We start from the raw sequence: 19,075 nt of genomic DNA, 5'->3' as shown, positions 1-19,075 counted from the left end.
GAATTCACAAAACATTTTATGAACGGGAGTGAGCGCTATGGATGCGAATACTGTACAGCCAATCAGCCAAGAAAAAGCACAGCGCACGAAAAGAAAAAGCGGCTACAGACAACCGTGGATGCTGCATTTTATGGTGCTTCCGGCTGCTATATTGGTTTTTATTTTCTCTTATATTCCAATGACTGGGATTCTTATGGCATTTCAAGATTATAAAGCTAATTTGGGATTAACCGGCTCTCCGTGGGTCGGATTAAAGCATTTCAAGTATATGCTTGAAAATGATTATTTCCTGCAAATTACATGGAATACGGTGTTTTTTGCTTGTGCCAAAATCATATTCAACTTAATTATTCCGATATTTTTCGCCTTGCTATTGAATGAGGTCAGAAACATGGGCTTCAAAAGATCCATTCAAACGCTTGTCTATCTTCCCCACTTTCTTTCCTGGGTTACTCTAGCAGGCATTCTCATCGATCTGCTCGCTCGGACCGGTCTCGTTAACCAGTTCCTCACCAGTATGTTCGGGATAAAGCCAATCTTCTTTCTAGGCAGCGGCGGCTGGTTCCGCTTTACCGTTATATTCAGTGATGTATGGAAAGAATTCGGATTCAATACGATCGTCTTTCTAGCTGCGCTTGCCGGAATTAATCCTGCACTGTACGAGGCTGCTGAGGTTGACGGCGCGGGCCGCTGGAAGCAAACCAGACATATTACACTGCCTGCCCTCGTTCCTTTCATCATTGTTGTTGCGACACTGGCGCTCGGCAATGTGCTGAATGCGAATTTCGACCAAATCTTCAACCTTTACAATCCTCTTATTTATCAGCAGGGGGATATTATCGACACCTTTGTGTACCGGGAAGGGCTGCTTAGCGGTCAATTCAGCTTCGCTACAGCCGTCAATTTATTCAAGTCGGTCATTAGTATTATTCTGATCATCATATCCTATCGTTTCGCCTATAAATTCGCAGGCTATCGAATCTTCTAGAAAAGGGGGACAATTCATGTATTACAAAACACTGCCTTACCGTATCTTCTCTACATGCAACTACGTGTTACTGGCTCTCGTATCGATTCTTTGCCTGCTTCCGCTTTACCACTTGCTAATGGTCTCCCTCAGCTCAGCCGCACCGGCTAACGGCGGACTGGTTACCTTGTGGCCAATAGGCCTAACATTCGAAGCGTACGCCAAAACATTCAACAATACGAATTTCCTATCCGCCTTATGGGTTTCGATACAGCGAACTGTACTAGGAACGGCACTCGCCATATTCATTAATACCATTGCCGCTTATGCCCTATCCAAGGATACGCGGGTATTCCGCGCCCGCAATATATATCTCTGGTATTTTGTTGTAACAATGCTATTCAGCGGAGGCCTAATTCCCAGCTATATTCTTATCTTGAAGCTTGGGCTCATGAACTCCTTATTCGCGCTGATTCTTCCTGGCATGATTGGGGTCTACAACGTCATTCTTCTATTAAACTTTTTCCGCAGCATTCCGAAAGAACTCGAGGAGGCTGCCTTTATCGACGGAGCTGGTTATCTTCGAACCTTCTTCAATATTTTCTTACCTGTTTCTTTGCCAGCCATTGCAACGATTTCCCTGTTCATTATGGTTGGGCATTGGAACTCCTACTTTGACGGGCTGATCTATATAAGAGACTCAGCTAAGCTTCCGCTTGCGACCTTCATGCAAACGATTATTATTCAGGCCGATGTAACGAAGCTCGACCCGCAAGCGATAGCCAATCTCTCTCAACGAACAATCCGGGCATCTCAGATCTTTATAGGCGCTTTGCCCATTCTCATCGTCTATCCCTTCCTGCAGCGGTTTTTTGTGAAAGGGATTGTTATCGGCGCCGTGAAGGAATAAATCATTTGATATATAGGATAAGGAAACACACCTGAATCAGGTGTGTTTTTCTTGTCGATAAAAAAGGTCAGGAGCGAAAGCTCCTGACCAATTGTCTTATCATTACTTTACCAGCTTGAAAGAAAGCTGAGTCGTCTGTTGGCTGTTCGGACCGACAAATGCTGAGAATGCCCCTGCATCACTATGATGCTTCAGATCGGCGTGATAGTAGCGCAGCTGCTCCTCGGACAGAACGAATTCAACCTCGCTGCTCTCTCCCGGCTGGAGCGTTACCTTCTTGAAATCCTTCAATTCTTTGACTGGACGCACAACCTCGCCCGATATATCACGCACATACAGCTGTACCGTTTCTTCGCCTGCAACAGTTCCCGTATTCGTCAGCTTCACTGTCACTTTAATCGGCTGATCCACCGTTATCAGGTCAGAGGAAAGCTTAGCGTCACTGTAATCAAACTTAGAGTAGCTAAGACCGAAGCCGAAAGGCAGCAGCGGTTCATTCGGAATGTCCAAATACTGTGACACATAACGGACCTGAGCATCTTCAGCACCTTGGGGACGTCCTGTATTAAAAGCATTATAATACACTGGCACCTGACCTACGCTGAAAGGGAATGACATCGTTAGACGTCCGGATGGATTGGCATCGCCGAACAATAAATCCGCTACAGCATTGCCGCCTTCCGTTCCTGGGAACCATGCTTCCAGTATCGCATCCGCTTCATGGTAGACACCGTGCAAGTCCAGCGGACGTCCATTAAATAGAACAACAACGATCGGCTTCTGAAGCAGCTTCGCTTTGCGGATAAGCTCCAGCTGCACTTCCGGCAGTTGAATATTTGCCCGGCTGCCTGCCTCGCCGCTCATATCGGAATGCTCGCCCAAAGCAAGAACGATCACATCGGCAGCTTGCGCCGCTGCTTCGGCTTCCTTCCACTGCTCTTCTGTCGCTTCTTCAATGCCGCATCCATCGGCAACAAGCAGCTCAGCTGATTGGCTTAGCTTACGCTTTATGCCATCAGTCAACTTAACAACATCATCCTTGGAGCCTGTCCATGACCAAGGACCAAGCAGATCGCTGCTTTGGGCGAATGGCCCAATGAGCGCAATCTTCTGCTGCGGCTGAAGCGGAAGCACGCCTTCATTTTTCAATAACACACATGATTTAACCGCAAGCTCCCGAGATACTTCACGATGAGCCTCGCAGAAAACAACTTCCTGCTCCCGTTCCGGATCTGCAGCGCGGTAAGGATTCTCAAACAAGCCAAGCTTTTGCTTAAGAGTGAGTATACGCAGTACAGCTTCATCTATAAGAGACTCGTCTACTTCCTTCTTCTCTACGAGCTCAGAAAGATGCTTGGCGTAGCAGGATGTCATCATCTCAATGTCGACTCCCGCTTGAATCGCTCTGTAGGCCGCTTCCGACTCATCAGCCGCATATCCGTGTGCAATAAGCTCTTTGACTGCTCCCCAGTCAGAGATTAGAATGCCGTCAAAGCCCCATTCCTCACGAAGCAGCTTACGCATAAGCGGTACGTTGCCCGTAGCAGGCATTCCATCCACCGTGTTGAAGGAGGTCATGACCATTTCGCAGCCCTCATCCAGCGCCGCTTTGTATGCAGGCAAATAAAATTCACGCAATTGCCGCTCTGACATGTCGACTGTATTATAATCTCGGCCGCCTTCAGCAGCTCCATATGCAGCAAAGTGCTTCACGCATGCTGCAACCCTATCCTTGTCACTAGTAAGGTCTGTTCCTTGAAAGCCGCGAATAAAGGCCCGTGCGAACTCGGAGTTCAGATACGGGTCCTCCCCAGTTGATTCCATAACCCTGCCCCAGCGCGGATCACGAACCAAATCGACCATCGGCGCAAACGTCACATGGACGCCTGATACAGATGCCTCTTTAGCCGCAATCTCCGCGCTGCGCTCTGCCAGCTCTAAATTCCAAGAGCAGCCTATTGCAAGCGGAACGGGGAAGATCGTCTTGAACCCATGAACGATATCGGCCATCATCAGCAGCGGAATGCCAAGACGGTTATTCTCCAGATGCGTGCGCTGAACGTTAATGACCTCCTGCGCTCCTGCCATACCCAGAACGGATCCGCTGTTTCGTACCGTTTGCTCCGTTATGCCAAGCGATGCCATAGGGCCCGTAATGAGGCCGCCGCCCTCTGCTCCCTCGAAGAATGGAACAGCGAGCTGAATAAGCTGGGCGATTTTCTCATCAAGCGTCATTTTCTCAATATAGTCATGCATTAATGTATTTGCGTTAGATTCCATAGATGTCTGGTTTGTCGGATTGGACATGAGAATTCACAACCTTTCTAATCGTTAATCAGTTTTATAGAAACGTTTCGATTCGCTCCTTAATTGATTATAATTCGCCGCTTTCCTGTTAGTCAAACCCTTATTTGAGATCATTTTTTGTCATAAAGTAGTAGTTGCACGTCATTATTATATTACGTATAGTTATAATCGAAACGTTTCACCGAAAATGTGAACATTTAAGTGAAAGTATGGGTCCGCCTAGCGTTGACCTTCAAACTTTCTTTCTATATTCTGTTAATGTAAGAAATTACTAGAGAGGTGAGATGATGACCAGCATAAAGGATATTGCCAGGGAGGCAGGGGTTTCCATATCAACCGTTTCTTACGCCCTGAACGGGAGCAGCAAGGTAACGGAAGAGACGACTGCGAGGATATTAAAAATAGCTAGCGAATTAAATTATGTGCCTCATGCAGCTGCAAGATCGTTAAAGAGGAAACAGTCTAACATTATCGGAATCTACCTGACCGATTTCAGCGGCAATTTCTATGGCGAACTGCTGCAGGGCGTCAAAGAATTTCTCCATCAAAGCCATTATGATCTCATCGTGTGCAGCGGTCTGCATTCGCATCGAATGATTCCTGAGCGAATATTAGACGGTGCAATCATATTAGATGAAACCTTCTCCGACGAACAGCTGATTGCCTATGCCGATCAAGGCCACAAGCTGGTTGTGCTGGATCGCGAGCTGAATCAAGCGAACATTAATCAGGTTCTGCTGGATAATAAAGCCGGAGCCACTCTAGCCATGGATTTCTTGCTTAAGCACGGCCATCGCAAGTTTTACGTAATTACCGGCCCGAAAGGCTCCTATGATGTTAAGCAGCGCCTCCACGCGGTCAAACAAGCCGTCGAACGCAACCCGCAGCTTGAATACATAGAATTGGAAGGCGATTTCGAAAAGCAATCTGGCGAAGCAGCTGCGAAGCAAATTATAGATGAATACAATCAGCCTGTTGCCGTCTTCTGTCTCAATGATGAAATGGCTATCGGTTTATACAATTATGTAAAAGATTATTCCTCGCTGATCATCGGACAACATATCCATATAATTGGATTCGACAACATTGAACTAGCCCAGTATGTACAGCCAAGACTAGCCACCATCGATTACTCCATGCGCAAGTGGGGGGCGCTCGCCTCCGAGCAGCTGCTCAAAATCATTGCAGGCAAGCCCGTCGATCATGAGCGTATTTATGTCTCTTTAGTAGAAGGCGAATCGGTAACAAATAGACCTGCACTATCGCTGTAATAGCAACAGCGCAGATGCAGGTCCATCTTCATAGGCTAAGCCACTTCCTCAATGGGCTTAGACGTATTCCGAGTGCGTTTCTTGAGGTATAACTCGGTAAAAACAAGGTTTATCGCAATGCCAATATAGACGGCTAGCGGAAAGGTGACGCTCATTGGCGCGTCGGTAGACAATTGGATGATTGGCAGTACGATACGGAAACTGACGAACACGAACGTAACCGCATAGCTGCGAAGCATCCACTGCCGATGAGCGGTAATATTTTTGCGCAAAATGTGCCTGATGCCGATAACCGTCGTCCCTAACCAGAAGACGTCCAAGACGAGAAAAGCGATGGTTGTGGGCGTGCCGCCGGTAGCATACAAGGCGATATAGGGCACAACTAACACATTAATGAGTATGGAAACACCATAGATCCGGCCCAGCATCTTATGACGCTTCGGATTACGTCGGCTGCTCTTCGTCAGCTGATAGGCGCCAATCAGCAATGCAGCTATCCCAAGCAGAATATGCGGATAGAAGAACAATTTCCATATTTCGTAGTGGAACGAAGCGTCCTGCAGTTTCGAGGACACCGCTCCTGCCTGGCTCGGCTTATAGATGATGTATTGGATCACCACATAAAAGGTAAGCAAATAGGCAAGCACATATACAACGGGTAAAATCATTTTTTTATTCAGCATTTTCATTCGACCTCTCCCTTATAACTTTTCAATTCTTTCATGCATACCAACCGTCGGTTTATTGTGATTTCATGGTAACATACCGATGGTCGGTATGTAAATAGTTTTTTTAAGGGGCATAAGTGGATTACATTCATCAGTGGTATTCCACTGCATTCATTTGAGGTTCCTTGCTCCGCTTCATATCTTACTGGCGCTGCGCTATTCATATTCGAGTAGAATAGAGCTAGATATTAGCTCTATTCCACAAACTTTGGTTACTTTGAGTGAATTAGAGCTAGAAACTAGCTCTATTATAAGGGAAAATGGCGGATATGAGCTTGTATGGCGAAGACTGAATAGAGAGGAGAGGGAATTCTATTTACGTAAACCTCGTCCAGGATCGCAGCGTTTGCGCTACGTCGGCGCCCTCCAAAATCATTTTGTGAATTTCATCGTTGATCAACTGTCTAGAAGCATTCCACTTCTTGCTCAAGTAATAGCCGCTAAGCTGAACATGGTCGAGCTCCTTTAAGTAACGGGACCAGATTCGATGCTCAGTCAATCCTCGCTCTTCCGCTTGTGACTTCGAAATCGGCGGCATCCACGAGTGGCATTCCAGCATATAGTGGCGCAAAAACTCCCATGCAAGCCGCGGGTTCGAAGATTTCGTCGTTATTCCAGCCCCGCCCATATAGATCATATTCGCTTCTTTGCCGCCTGGCATAACAGGCAAGCCTACAACCTGATACCGATCATGGAGTTTATGATGATGAGTATTCCATATGAAACAGAAAGTCATCGCACTCTCATCATTCTCGTCGGTTGCTGAGGATTGCTCTCCGGGCTTACGAATAATGTTGTGGACGCGGAACGCATCGATAATTTTGCGAAAAGCCTCAATGGTAGCAGGGCTATCCACATAACCCCTTGACGTCGAGCCATCAGGGGCAACGTAGCTGCCTCCATTCCTCATTACAAAAGGCTCGAACCATTCGATATCGACACCAAGTCCGAATCCGAATTGACTCGCAATACCTTGCTCATCACGAATCGTCAGTTTCCGGGCCAGCTCGACCATGTCATCCCAGGTCCAGGCTTCTGTCGGATAAGCCAGCCCCGCTTGGTCGAACATTTCCTTATTGTATATAATGAGCGGTGGACTGACCTCAATAGGTAGACCCGGCAGTATACCGCTGTTTCTTGCTACCCGCAGCAAACCTGGGTATAAATCCTCTTCTAATCCTTCAATCTCAGCAATGTAAGGGTTCAAATCTATAAATATTCCGTCCGAATTGCTAACTTGGAATCCTCCTGTTTCAATAATATCCGGGGCTTCATCAGACTTGAATGATTGCATCATTTCAAAATAATCTTTAGATTGCTCGACAATAATTCGAACATCTGGGTTTATTTTTTCGAAAGATTCCTTCGCTGCCATCACTTGCCTCATATTGTACGCGATTTGCGTTAAAAACCGGATTTCTGTCACGTTTATTTCCTTCCCTTCTCTTCCATATTAAAAGCGAGTGCTTTTTCTAAATATCCGATAGCAGCTGTTTCAAATTCTTTCGCTCGGTTCAAATACGTGATACAGGTCTCAAGCAATTGTGGAGAAAACATTTCGGATGAACGAATGAACGGCACAGTAGAGCTCAGCATCTCCAAAGCTTCAGCCGTTTGTTCGTAAGCTTCCGAAGCCAAGAGGACCATCCGCATGGCTTCCCCTTCGAATGGAACACGGCGTAAATAGAGCGACGCATAGCGTTTCGCTTCGGCATAAACCATACATAGCTGACCCATGCCATACCTGTTCGGCACGGTGTATGTGTTGCTAAGATGACCTATCCAGCGATCATATGCCGCAAGCCCAGAGGTGTACTGCAGATAGCTGGTCATTGGGCGATAATCGCAGCCTTGTCTTGCATAATCGACAGCGAAACGGACAGTCCGTTCTGCCTGCTTTCGTAGCTTCGAGCCCCTTTGCGCAAGCACATCGATCCCCTTCGCCAGAAACTCGTCAATGCCTGCCGCGAACCGAACAGGATTATCTGTCACATCATCATAGGATAACGTTTTGCCATCTGGAAGCATCTGATCGGTCAAATATACAATCCGCTGCTCATCATCATATCCGTATATGACCGACCACTCATGGACAAAGGGCTTAACAGCCAGTGTGTCGAAGTACAGCACCGGCTTTCCAAGATCAATGTACTTACGGATGAAAGGAAGAACCGCCTCTTCGATCGGCAATACAATCGGAAATCGTTCAACTGCTCCGAGAAGAGGGATGGGCGAATCTGCGAGCTGTCCGCACAGTATCGTTATTTTGTAGCCGAGCTCCTCCATGAATGACAGCAGAGTCCGTCTCCAGTCAAACATGTAAATGCCATCCGCAAACGTCGTTTGGTTCGAAATCTTCATCCGAAAAGCAAAGCTGGAATGTCCCATCAGTTCCGCTGTCCCGTGTCGATCATCCAAAAACGCCAGCATGCGGCCAATACTGTCCATAAAAGTCGTCTTTACTGAAGACTGCACCGGCCATTCCGGCAATTTCAAAACTTTGCTTCTGGTCATCCCGCTCCCTCCTTTTTCTGGTATGAGGCCTAGAGAGACACGGATATGCTCCTTGCGGAGCTTCTGGCGGGAACGGTGTAAGTAGGTATAAATGGAACCGGTTGTCATCCTATACATGGTCGCAATCTCCTCCGGTTGCAGCTGGCTAAAGAAATACGCCTTGAAAATAGCACTCTCCTTAGGAGCCAGACAATGAAGCAGCGCATGTATCGTTTCGTACATTTCTTTGCGCAGCAGGCTTTCGGCTGGGTCATGATCCCTTACTGCGGCATCCGCCGCTGCTGTACTTGCAAGATGATAAAGAATGCTGTCTAAATTTTCCCAGTCAACCTCAGAACCATCGTTCACTGCAGCACCCATTGATGCGAACGGCCGCTCCTTTCTGTGCGGACCGCCGCGGCGCAAGCGCATATTCGCCTGATTGCGCACAATCCGGTGAAACCATGGCAGAAATCGACTTGTGTCCGCAAGCGAGCCCAAATGCAAAAACGCTCGGATTAGCGCATCTTGTACGATATCATCAGCCATATGGGGATCGCCGGTCATCCGCTCAGCCCAGCCGCGCGCCTTGCTTCGGTGCTGCTCAATTAGCTCGCCGAAGGCTTCCGTATCCCCTTGCTGAGCACGTTCTACCAAAGTCTGATCCAGCTCGGCCTGCTCGACCGAAACCTGTCGATCATTGACGGTGCACGCTGCTTTTTCCGCTTCCATTCCGTTCCTTCCTCCTATGACTCATTCCGCCTCATTAAGATAGATGCCACCCGCCGATCTTTTTTGAACAATTATTATTTAAATTCCTCGTTTTTTCACTATTTCCTTTTCTGGGATGCTGAATATGGATGGCGATCCAAACTATTCCTGGTCAATGAACAGCTTCCACATACCTTTGAAGGGATTGAAGATGAAATCATTCCATGGCTGTGCTACAATACTGGAATTACAATGGCTTTTAAATTAGGGAGGCTTTTTAAACAATCATGCTTATTATAGGTATTGCCGGCGGCACCGGCTCTGGTAAAACAACAGTTGCCCGCTCCGTCATAGATCGTCTTGGACCGGGTAAAGTGACTTTCATATCTCAGGATAACTACTATAAGGACCATTCGCATCTCAGCCTGTCCAAACGCGAAGCGATCAACTACGATCATCCGCTCGTCTTTGACAATGAGCTGCTAATTGAACATCTTAATTGCTTAAGAGAAGGACAAACTGCGCACGCTCCTGTATATGACTTCACGATTCATACTCGTTCCGCCGACGAGACTGTAGAGCTTAAGCCGAATAATATCGTCATTATAGAAGGTCTTCATGTGCTCTCTGACGAGAACCTGCGGCAGCTGTTGGACATTAAAGTATTTGTAGATACCGACCCTGATGTTCGGATACTTCGGAGAGTGCTTCGTGATATCGAGGAACGTGGACGGACCATTCAATCGATCCACCATCAATATTTAAATTCAGTTAAGCCTATGCATGAAGCGTTTATCGAGCCATCCAAGAAATATGCCGATTTGATTATCCCCGATGGCGGACACAATGAGGTCGGCATTCAAATGCTGTCGATTTTGACTGAAAAATATTTGACTGGCGGGCGGACATTAGACGAGGAATAATCGCAGCTTGTTGTTTGAGTCGCATGGTGGGGTAAGAAATTCAGCTGAATGGGGAACGATGTAGACAATTAACTGGAAAAGCTGCAGCTAATCTTGTCCGTTTAACTCTTTAGAGACCATTTAGCTGTATAAGCTAACGTTAATCGTATCGAAAACCTGCATTTTACAAAGAATGACTCGAATTAGCTGTAGCAATTGCAGTTATAGGCAAATAGCTGGAGCCTATCGACGGAATAGATGTAGATAATGCAGTTACTTGATTTGGTAATTTTCATAAGCAATCGAAAAAATAAAAAAAGGCGGGCAAGAATAAATCTTGCACCGCCTTTTTGTCGTTGCTTTGATTAGCTGGAAAGACGGATGTTCGTTTGAAGCTTGCCGCTCCAATCCTTCTCCCGCTCCAGCTGCCACAACCGCCAATATATGCCTTGACGCTTTAGTAAATCCTCGTGCTTGCCTCGCTCGCAGACAGTGCCGTTATGCAGCACAATAATCTCATCCATTCGCTCAAGTCCTGACAGCTTATGGGTAATCCATAGGACAGCCTTCTCTCTCAGCAGCGGTTCAATATTAACGTGGAAGGCCTGCTCCGTTAAAGAATCAAGGCCGGTTGCCGGCTCATCGAACAAGATCGCTGGTGCCTTGCGTACCAGCGCCCGCGCCAATGCGACTCGCTGCCGTTCGCCGCCGGACAGCTTTGCCCCCCACTCGCCGATAATGGTGTCATAACCGTCTGGCAGCCGCATAATGGTCTCATCTATCTCGGCGAGCCTTGCTGCTGTCCGCAGCTCATCCAGCGTCGCTTCGGTCTGGCCCAGCCGTAAATTATCAGCTACCGTGGCATTAAACAATTGTACGTTTTGAGAGACGACTGCGAATTGAGCGCGAACGGATTCCTCCGATAATTGCCGAATCTCCGTACCATTAATTGTAACAGAGCCTTCTTGGTAAGGCCTGAGCTTCAGGAGCGCTTGCAGAAGTGTACTTTTGCCGGCACCGCTCTCGCCTACAACGGCAATTTGTTTGCCCTGCGCCATTGATAACGAGATATCCCGAATAGCTGCCGGCTCATCCGGAGCATAACGGAGCGTGAGCCCGCTTACCTCAGCACTCCACTTAGCAGGGCGCTCTTCAACCGTGCGCAAACGAGCAGACTCGGGCACCGCTCCTTCATCCTCCAGCCGAAACAATCTCTCGCCCGATGCCAGTGTCTGACCGAAATGCTGGAAGGAGAGCGGAAGCGGCGTTACCGCCTCGAAGCAAGCTAATGCAATTAACACAAGAGCCGGAATAACAGCTCCACTAATTGTTCCGGATGTGACAAGCGGAATAGCAGCAAGCAGAATTAGCCACATCGACAAATGAGATAGGCCCGTCATTGTACCGCCGCTTATGGCTGCAATCCGGTTCTGGCTCTTCTGGGAAGCGTTAAGCTGAGATTGAATATGCCCGATGCGCTGCTGCGCGGTCTCGGCTTGGCCAAAGCTCAGCAGCGTTGCTAAGCCGCTAAGCATATCGGATGTTTCTACGTACATTTTGGAGCGTGCCTGCACCAATGCTTCCCCGCGGCTTCGGCCCAGCCTATGGCTGACCCAAGGAACCGCAAGCCCGGATAGCAGCATCATTCCTGCAAGCAGGAAGCCAAGCTCCAACTGCTGCCTAGCCATCAACAGGAAACCGAGAACAATCGTTAAAGCGAAAACAAGCGGCGGTGCAACGATTCGCAAATAGAAATTTTGCAGTTGATCGATATCGCTGATAACCGAGCCAAGTACGTCTCCGCTTCGTTTGCTCTCAAACAGCTGAGCGCCTTTCGGTTCCAGCTTTTCATACAGCCAGACGCGCATACGATGCAGAATGCGAAAGGTCAGATCATGGGAGGCCAGACGCTCCAGATAGCGCAGCACACCCCTTGAAATACCGAAAAAACGAACGCCTACAATCGGAATATAGAGCAGCAGCACCGTCTCCGGACGAAGTGCAGCCTGTGCAATCAAATAACCAGAAGTGCCCATAAGACCAATGTTTGCCGCCACTGTTGCGAATGAGAGCATGATGGCAAGCACAGCTCTCCATTTATAAGGGCTGATCAGGCCGATGAGGCGACTGAGTGTACGGAGCGTCGCATTGCCTGTCTTCTTGTGAGCAATTGCCCCCTGAAGCTCTGTCCCCTTCTGCTGCTTCTGCAAAGTGCCAGCTTCACGCTCCGCCTGCATTAGCGGCAAGCTGCGGCTCCCACTCTTCTGGTCTGCATGACTCGCTTGGATCATCTCTGCAAACAATCCACCTGCAGCAATCAACTGTTGGGGTGAACCCGTCTCCACCAGCTGCCCTTCGCTTAGTACGATCACCCTATCCGCCGTGCGGATCGTTTCCAGCCGATGTGCCACTGTTACTGACATGCGTCCTTGCAGCCATGTATGAAGACCATCGGTCACGGCACGTTGGTGAACCATATCTAGTCCAGAGGTTGGCTCATCGAGAAGAACCAAGCTTGCATCTCGAAGCAGCGTTCTAGCAATTGCGATTCGCTGTGCCTGTCCGCCCGACATCTGACTAGCCTCTCCAATCAGTGTATGGTAACCAAGCGGGAGCCTCCGGATGAAAGCATCTGCCTGCGCAATGCGCGCAGCGGCGATCACCTGCTCCTCCCCTGCTTCTGGACAGCTTAATTGGATATTATCACTAACCGTTCCATGAAACAGATGAACATGCTGTGAAAGCACCGACTGCTCATTTCTCCACCAGCTCATAGATAGCTGTGACATATCCGTTCCATCTATTAAAATACGGCCTTCCGTGGGCTTAATAAATCCTTGAATGAGATCCAGAAGCGTGCTTTTGCCCGAGCCGGTCGGTCCGGCCACTGCAATGCGCTCCCCCGGTTCAAGGGTTAGCCACAGGTTGGACAATGCACTGCGGTCTTCGCCGGGATACCGAACGCTAACACCCTCGAATACAATGCGGAAGCCGCCTTGCCGAGGCGGAAGGGTCAGACCATCCTTCTTCACTGTCCAGCCCCGCGGCTCTGTATTCAGAATGTCGAATATACGTCCTGCCGCCGTAACACCGTTCATTCCCGCATGAAATTGAGTGCCCAGTGCTCTCACAGGAGCATAAAATTCCGGCGTAAGCAGCAGCACCAAGAACGCTTCCTTGAATCCAATCTGCCCTTCAACCAATCGCAATCCGAGAAAAACGGCAATAATGGCGGTGCTTAGCGTCGCGAACAGCTCCATCGCAAAAGCAGACATAAAAGCAAGCCGCAGCGTCCCCATCGTCGAACGGCGGTGCTCCTCGCTAATCCTCCCTATAATTTCCAGCTGGGCACGGCTGCGATTGAACATTTTCAAAGTCGTCAATCCGCGAAGCACTTCATGGAAATGTCCGCCGAGGCGGCCAAGCATTTGAAACTGCCGATCTGTCCTCGCTTTAGCCGCCTTGCCGATTAGAATCATAAACAGTACCAGCAGTGGAAGGGTGACGATAAATACAACCGCGGAAATCCAGTCCTTACCTGCCACAACGAAAAATACAGCCATTGGCACGAACATAGATAATGCCATTTGGGGCAAATATTTAGCTAAATAGTTTTCCAGCTGTTCAACGCCTTCATAGACCGTTCCGATGAGTTCCCCGCTCCGCTCTCCTTTAGCATACTGGGGCCCAAGCTCTGCAAGCTTCTGGACGAGCCGGAGGCGAAGGCCGCTCTTAATCCCTTGCGCCATTTGAGCGGAGGTATAGTCGCTTGCCATATGAAGCAGCGCTCTGAATGCGATAATACCAAGCAGTATATAAAGCGCAGGCATTAGAGCGGCAAGCTTGCTTCCTCGGAGAAACGCTTCATCCACGACTCCAGCAAGATATACCGTCTCCGCGATTAACAGCAAGCCGCCCACAGAGCCAAAAATAATTGTTGCTGCGAACAGTTTGCGGCTGCCGGGTACTTGTTTGAACAATTTTTTTATCATGGCATTTCCTAATAATCCAGATGGTCGTTCATGCTGACCCGCTTGCGGAACACCCAATAATTCCAAGCTTGATATGCGATAACGATCGGCACCATAGTAAGGGCGACGATAGTCATCACTTTGAGCGTATAGGCGTTGGACGAGGCATTATAAATCGTCAGCGACCATTCTGGATTTAGCGATGAGATCATCACATTCGGATACAAGCACATAAACACTGTAATCGTAGACAGCGTGATCGTCGCTCCTGTCATAATGAACGCCCACCCATCACGTCCTGCCTTGAGGAAGAAGTGAACAGACAGCAAAGCAAAGCCTGCCAGAATAGGCACTGAACCCGGATTAATACCTTTGCCCGTGAACATATCCGTCTCAAAATAGCTTAATACGACGAATATAAGCAGCACCGCGCTGGTGAGCGGCCCAATTCGGAGTGCCAAAGCTCGTACTCTGTCACGCAGCTCTCCTTCCGTCTTCAGGGAGAGAAACAACGCACCGTGAAGCAGGAACAAGAGCACAATGCTGACGCCCGCCATCACCGAATAAAATGAAATCAGATCCCAAAATGAACCGACGTAGTTCATATTTTGGTCTATAGGTACACCCCGCATCAGATTCGCTAGTGCAACGCCCCAAAGCAGCGGCGGCAGCAGACTGCCGAAGAAAATGATCCAGTCCCATGTGGTGCGCCACTTCGGATTGTCCAGCTTGCTGCGGAACTCGAAGGAGACCCCTCGTCCGATAAGCGCCACCAGCATAAGAAACAACGCCATATAAAATCCGCTGAACAGCGTAGCGTACCAGTTCGGAAAGGCTGCGAACATAGCCCCCCCCGCTGTGATCAGCCATACTTCATTGCCGTCCCAGAACGGTCCAATCGTATTAATCAGCACTCTGCGCTGTGTATCTGATTTTCCCAGGAAAGGTGTCAGCATACCGACGCCGAAATCAAAGCCTTCCAGAAAGAAAAATCCGACAAACAGCGTAGCAATCAAATAAAACCACAAGGATTCCAGCATAGCCCTTGCCTCCCGCCTATAAATTCGGCATCAAATTGCCGTGGTATGAATTTTCTCACTACTCGAGATGTCATGCGCTTCGTCCGTTTCGACACCCTTGCGCGTATAATGCACAACCAAATAGATGAATACTGCTGCTAGAACGCCGTAAATGATCGTGAAGCCGATCAGGCTGGTCGCCACCATTCCAGACGAAACTAGCGGGGAAACGCCTTCCTCCGTTTTTTGCAAACCAAACACAATCCAAGGCTGCCGCCCAACCTCGGTCATAATCCAGCCTGATGAATTCGCAATAAAAGGAAGTGCAATAGCTGCAATCATAAGCTTCAAAAAAGTTCGATACTGCTCCAGACGCTTGCGAATCATGGCCCATGTACCGAAGAGAGCGAGCAAAATCATAAGCATGCCTGATCCGACCATGATCCGGAAGCTCCAGAAGGTCGTCCGTACCGGCGGGATATAATCACCCGGTCCATATAATTGCTCGTATTGCGCCTGCAGCTCCAGAATGCCGGGAACGCTGCCGGTAAGCTTGTTATAGCTCAGAATACTTAGCGCGTATGGAATTTCAATTTGGAATCCATTCTTTTGCGCCTCTGGATCAATAGAAGCAATAACCGTCCACGGCGCGCTTTCTCCGCTCGTATTCCAGAGCGCTTCAGCGGCTGCCATCTTCATCGGCTGCGAGGACATCAGATGCTGCGACTGTGTATGTCCAGCCGTAGCTGTTAGAATACTTGAGATAAGCGCTACTACGATTCCAATTGAAAATGAAGTTTTGAACAGGTCTACCTGCTGCTTGCGAACAATCTTGTAAGCACTAATTCCCGTTACAAACAGCGCCCCAGTGGCAAGTGCCCCGTAAATAACGTGCGGGAACTCTACCCAAAGCTGCTTGTTCCCAAGCAAAGCGAAGAAGCTGGTCATCTCCGCGCGTCCATTCACGATCTCGTAGCCCACTGGCTCCTGCATGAACGAGTTGGCGCTTAGAATCCAGAGCGCCGATAGTGTCGCCGCAATTGCGACGAGCCAGATGGATGCGAGATGCATTTTTTTGGACAAACGATCCCAACCAAAAATCCATATGCCGAGAAACGTCGATTCCAAGAAAAAGGATACCAATGCCTCGACGGCAAGCGGACCGCCAAACACAGCCCCAACGAAGCGAGAATAATCTGCCCAGTTCATGCCGAACTGGAACTCCTGCATAATGCCTGTAACGACGCCAACCGCAAAATTCAACAGAAACAATCGTCCCCAAAATTTCGCCAGCTGCTTATACTTTTCATCGTTCTTAGTCACGTACATCGTCTGCATGAAGGCGATCAAGTATGCTAAACCTACGGACAACGGTACGAATAGAAAATGATATACAGTTGTAATGCCAAACTGCCATCTAGCCAAATCTAATGCTTCCACAGTAACAGCTCCTTTCATTCGGATTAAGTATAAATCCGGATAGGACTGCAATTCTGTGATATTCCGCACACGCTGAACGTGATCTTTCACCATTTTTGTGACAAAATAAAAAACACCCTCTCCGCTCTACAGAAGCTGTAGAATGAGAGAGAAGCAAGTATCCATTTCCTGTTTAATACAAATGAATAGCTCATAAATGAGTTGTGACTAGCTTTAGAAAAAGGAGGGCTTCGTATGAAAGCAGTGCTTGTGAGTCAGGATACCAAATTGTACATAGGTGATGCGCCTAAACCGAATTGTTCGGAAAACGAGCTGCTCGTCAAGGTAAAGGCAACCGCGCTTAATCGCGCCGACCTTCTTCAGAAACGTGGGCATTATCCGCCTCCGATAGGCGCCTCGCCGATTCTAGGTCTGGAGATGAGCGGTGTCGTTGAGGAGGTTGGAACAAGCGTCAAGGATTGGAAAATAGGAGATCGTGTTCATGCTTTGCTGCCAGGAGGCGGTTATGCACAATATGCTGCGATTCCGGCTGGTATGGCGATGCGGATACCGGATGCTTTTTCCTTCGAGGAGGCTGCTGCTATTCCCGAGGTTTACTTAACGGCATACTTAAATATGTTTCGCCTCGGCGGCCTGAAAGAAGGACAGACGGTACTGATCCACGCAGGCGCGAGCGGAGTCGGTACGGCGGCAATTCAGCTTGCGAAAGAAGCGAAAGCACGGGTTATCGTTACAGCAGGCAGCCAAGATAAAAGGGAATTTTGTCTTTCACTCGGTGCTGATATTGCCATTGACTACAAGGCGGGGTCGTTTGTTGATAAATTGAAGGAAGCCACAGACGGCAAGGGTGTTAACCTTATTCTTGACTTCATCGGCGCATCCTACTGGGAGCAGAATATAGCTTCGCTTGATATAGACGGGAGGCTGATTCTCATCGGAACGATGGGAGGTTCTAAGATTCAGAATGTAGACCTGGGGCCATTTCTCTTCAAAAGAATCCAAGTCATCGGTACCGCGCTCCGCTCTCAATCAGTCGACCAGAAAATCGATCTGACCAGAAGCTTCTCAGAGTTCGCAGCGCCACGATTCGAGGATGGGCGGCTGAAACCCATTGTTGACTCTGTTTGGGACTGGGAAGAGGCGAATGAAGCGCACGCTTTAATGGAACAAAACAAAAATATCGGTAAAATTATTTTGCGTGTACAATCGTAATTCATTTGGCTGAACGAGTGAAGTCGTTCAGCCTTATTCTCTTTTCACATCACTATATGAAACTAGTTGAAACCACTAAGCTGGATAGAACGAATTGCCTCCGGTTTACCGTAATCCAATGTCAATTCAATCATCTTTATGAGATAGCAAGCCAGCCGTTCTGATTTGTATAATAAGCGGCTGAGCTTCACTTTATGGTGTAGAGGCATATTGGCGTTAAGTTTCTGTACCTCGCGACTTCATAGACGCACGGAACGAGCTTGTGTCTGCCAGCTTACGGTATAGATCCTTCTCCTCCGCGCTAGGTCGCTCGTTCACCGCCAGTTCTAATTCAAACAAAATGTCTCCTTTTGATCCGTCCGCTCGCTTCAATCCCTTACCCGGAATTCGCAGCTGCTTGCCCGCTGATAGGCCTGCAGGAATCTTCAGTTTCAACGTGCTGCCATCCGGCAAACGAGCCTCCGCCTCCCCACCAAGCACAGCCTGCCAAGGTGCAATCTGTAATATGCCAAGCAAATTGCCATCCTCTATCGCATAATAAGCATGAGGTGCGATTTTAAGAGTCAACAACAGCTCTTCACCTTGTGACAGCTTGTTTTCCCCTCCGCCTCGCAGACGGATGACCGAACCATCAGTAGAACCTTCCGGAATAGTGACTGCTATTTCCTTGCCGCTAATATTTACCCGGACCCTATCGCCCTTCCAAGCCTGCTCCAGCATAATTTCAAGCTGAACCTGAGCGATGTTTCCTCCACCGTTAAAATTAAAGCCTTCATACTCCTCTCCAGCACCTCGGAAGAACATACCAAACAAATCGTCTTCATTCAGTCCACCTCTGGCCCCGTCGCTTCTGCTTGAGCTGCGCCTAAACGACTGTTGCCCATTTGGAGATTGCCTTTGCCTTGAGGAATTTCGACGCATCGAGTCGTAACGCGCTTCCTCCTCATAAGCCTCTCGTTTATCGTCATGGCTCAACACATCATATGCCTCTGCCATCTCTTTAAATTTCGCTTCCGCCTCGGGCGATTTATTCACATCGGGATGCCACTTCTTGGCAAGCTTCTGATAAGCCTTCTTTATCTCCTGCTGAGATGCTCCTTTAGTGACACCAAGCACGTTATAGTGGTTTTTCACAGCCATCCTT

General features: G+C 48.5%; 13 protein-coding genes. 5 read left to right on the top strand and 8 right to left on the bottom strand.

From position 1 onward, the window contains the following. The first annotated feature begins 37 nt into the window (after positions 1-37). A complete protein-coding gene (locus CEF13_RS01555; protein ID WP_102709104.1) occupies positions 38-988 on the top strand; it encodes an ABC transporter permease in 951 nt (316 codons plus the stop codon). A gap of 16 nt (positions 989-1,004) precedes the next feature. Next, on the top strand, positions 1,005-1,877 hold the full coding sequence (locus tag CEF13_RS01550; protein WP_102709103.1) for a carbohydrate ABC transporter permease: 873 nt from the start codon (positions 1,005-1,007) through the stop codon (positions 1,875-1,877). A gap of 102 nt (positions 1,878-1,979) precedes the next feature. Here the strand turns inward: CEF13_RS01550 and CEF13_RS01545 are convergent, their stop codons facing one another. Then, positions 1,980-4,157, bottom strand: a complete 2,178-nt coding sequence (locus CEF13_RS01545; protein WP_102716143.1) for a glycoside hydrolase family 3 N-terminal domain-containing protein — start codon at positions 4,155-4,157, stop codon at positions 1,980-1,982. Between the two features lie 314 nt (positions 4,158-4,471). On the opposite strand from CEF13_RS01545, the gene CEF13_RS01540 reads away from it, so the two are divergent. Then, positions 4,472-5,455: a LacI family DNA-binding transcriptional regulator gene (locus CEF13_RS01540; protein ID WP_102709102.1), complete on the top strand. Its 984-nt coding sequence runs from the start codon at positions 4,472-4,474 to the stop codon at positions 5,453-5,455. A gap of 35 nt (positions 5,456-5,490) precedes the next feature. On the opposite strand, the gene CEF13_RS01535 is transcribed toward CEF13_RS01540, so the two are convergent. From CEF13_RS01535 to CEF13_RS01525, 3 genes are all read right to left on the bottom strand, one after another. Further along, positions 5,491-6,144, bottom strand: a complete 654-nt coding sequence (locus CEF13_RS01535; protein WP_102709101.1) for a DUF2306 domain-containing protein — start codon at positions 6,142-6,144, stop codon at positions 5,491-5,493. Between the two features lie 355 nt (positions 6,145-6,499). Then, positions 6,500-7,609, bottom strand: a complete 1,110-nt coding sequence (locus CEF13_RS01530) for an extracellular solute-binding protein (protein WP_102709100.1) — start codon at positions 7,607-7,609, stop codon at positions 6,500-6,502. Positions 7,610-7,611: 2 nt separating this feature from the next. Next, positions 7,612-9,408 (bottom strand): RNA polymerase sigma factor, encoded by a 1,797-nt coding sequence (locus tag CEF13_RS01525; protein WP_102709099.1) that lies wholly within the window; start codon positions 9,406-9,408, stop codon positions 7,612-7,614. A 266-nt stretch (positions 9,409-9,674) separates the two neighbouring features. Here CEF13_RS01525 and udk point away from each other — a divergent pair, with 266 nt between their 5' ends. Beyond that, positions 9,675-10,310 (top strand): uridine kinase, encoded by a 636-nt coding sequence (gene udk, locus CEF13_RS01520; protein WP_102709098.1) that lies wholly within the window; start codon positions 9,675-9,677, stop codon positions 10,308-10,310. Between the two features lie 344 nt (positions 10,311-10,654). Here udk and cydD read toward each other — a convergent pair whose 3' ends face one another. From cydD to CEF13_RS01505, 3 genes are read right to left on the bottom strand one after another with little or no spacing between them, the layout of a single operon-like run. Further along, entirely contained in the window at positions 10,655-14,281 is a 3,627-nt protein-coding gene (cydD, locus tag CEF13_RS01515) for a thiol reductant ABC exporter subunit CydD (RefSeq protein WP_102709097.1), read from the bottom strand. Positions 14,282-14,289: 8 nt separating this feature from the next. Beyond that, on the bottom strand, positions 14,290-15,300 hold the full coding sequence (gene cydB / locus CEF13_RS01510; protein ID WP_102709096.1) for a cytochrome d ubiquinol oxidase subunit II: 1,011 nt from the start codon (positions 15,298-15,300) through the stop codon (positions 14,290-14,292). A 30-nt stretch (positions 15,301-15,330) separates the two neighbouring features. After that, positions 15,331-16,719 (bottom strand): cytochrome ubiquinol oxidase subunit I, encoded by a 1,389-nt coding sequence (locus CEF13_RS01505; protein WP_102716142.1) that lies wholly within the window; start codon positions 16,717-16,719, stop codon positions 15,331-15,333. Between the two features lie 234 nt (positions 16,720-16,953). On the opposite strand from CEF13_RS01505, the gene CEF13_RS01500 reads away from it, so the two are divergent. Continuing rightward, positions 16,954-17,931 (top strand): NAD(P)H-quinone oxidoreductase, encoded by a 978-nt coding sequence (locus CEF13_RS01500; RefSeq protein WP_102709095.1) that lies wholly within the window; start codon positions 16,954-16,956, stop codon positions 17,929-17,931. Positions 17,932-18,147: 216 nt separating this feature from the next. Here the strand turns inward: CEF13_RS01500 and CEF13_RS01495 are convergent, their stop codons facing one another. Continuing rightward, positions 18,148-19,071, bottom strand: a complete 924-nt coding sequence (locus CEF13_RS01495; RefSeq protein WP_166742881.1) for a DnaJ domain-containing protein — start codon at positions 19,069-19,071, stop codon at positions 18,148-18,150. Between the last annotated feature and the right edge of the window lie 4 nt (positions 19,072-19,075).

The organism is Paenibacillus castaneae (assembly GCF_002884445.1).
Classification (GTDB): Bacteria; Bacillota; Bacilli; order Paenibacillales; family Paenibacillaceae; genus Pristimantibacillus; species Pristimantibacillus castaneae.
This window is presented reverse-complemented; position numbering and strand designations above follow the sequence as displayed.

Coding starts and splice junctions, on each gene's coding strand:
- CEF13_RS01555 (WP_102709104.1), top strand. CDS start 38: ATGGATGCGAATACTGTACAGCCAATCAGCCAAGAAAAAGCACAGCGC.
- CEF13_RS01550 (WP_102709103.1), top strand. CDS start 1,005: ATGTATTACAAAACACTGCCTTACCGTATCTTCTCTACATGCAACTAC.
- CEF13_RS01545 (WP_102716143.1), bottom strand. CDS start 4,157: ATGGAATCTAACGCAAATACATTAATGCATGACTATATTGAGAAAATG.
- CEF13_RS01540 (WP_102709102.1), top strand. CDS start 4,472: ATGACCAGCATAAAGGATATTGCCAGGGAGGCAGGGGTTTCCATATCA.
- CEF13_RS01535 (WP_102709101.1), bottom strand. CDS start 6,144: ATGAAAATGCTGAATAAAAAAATGATTTTACCCGTTGTATATGTGCTT.
- CEF13_RS01525 (WP_102709099.1), bottom strand. CDS start 9,408: ATGGAAGCGGAAAAAGCAGCGTGCACCGTCAATGATCGACAGGTTTCG.
- udk (WP_102709098.1), top strand. CDS start 9,675: ATGCTTATTATAGGTATTGCCGGCGGCACCGGCTCTGGTAAAACAACA.
- cydD (WP_102709097.1), bottom strand. CDS start 14,281: ATGATAAAAAAATTGTTCAAACAAGTACCCGGCAGCCGCAAACTGTTC.
- cydB (WP_102709096.1), bottom strand. CDS start 15,300: ATGCTGGAATCCTTGTGGTTTTATTTGATTGCTACGCTGTTTGTCGGA.
- CEF13_RS01500 (WP_102709095.1), top strand. CDS start 16,954: ATGAAAGCAGTGCTTGTGAGTCAGGATACCAAATTGTACATAGGTGAT.
- CEF13_RS01495 (WP_166742881.1), bottom strand. CDS start 19,071: ATGGCTGTGAAAAACCACTATAACGTGCTTGGTGTCACTAAAGGAGCA.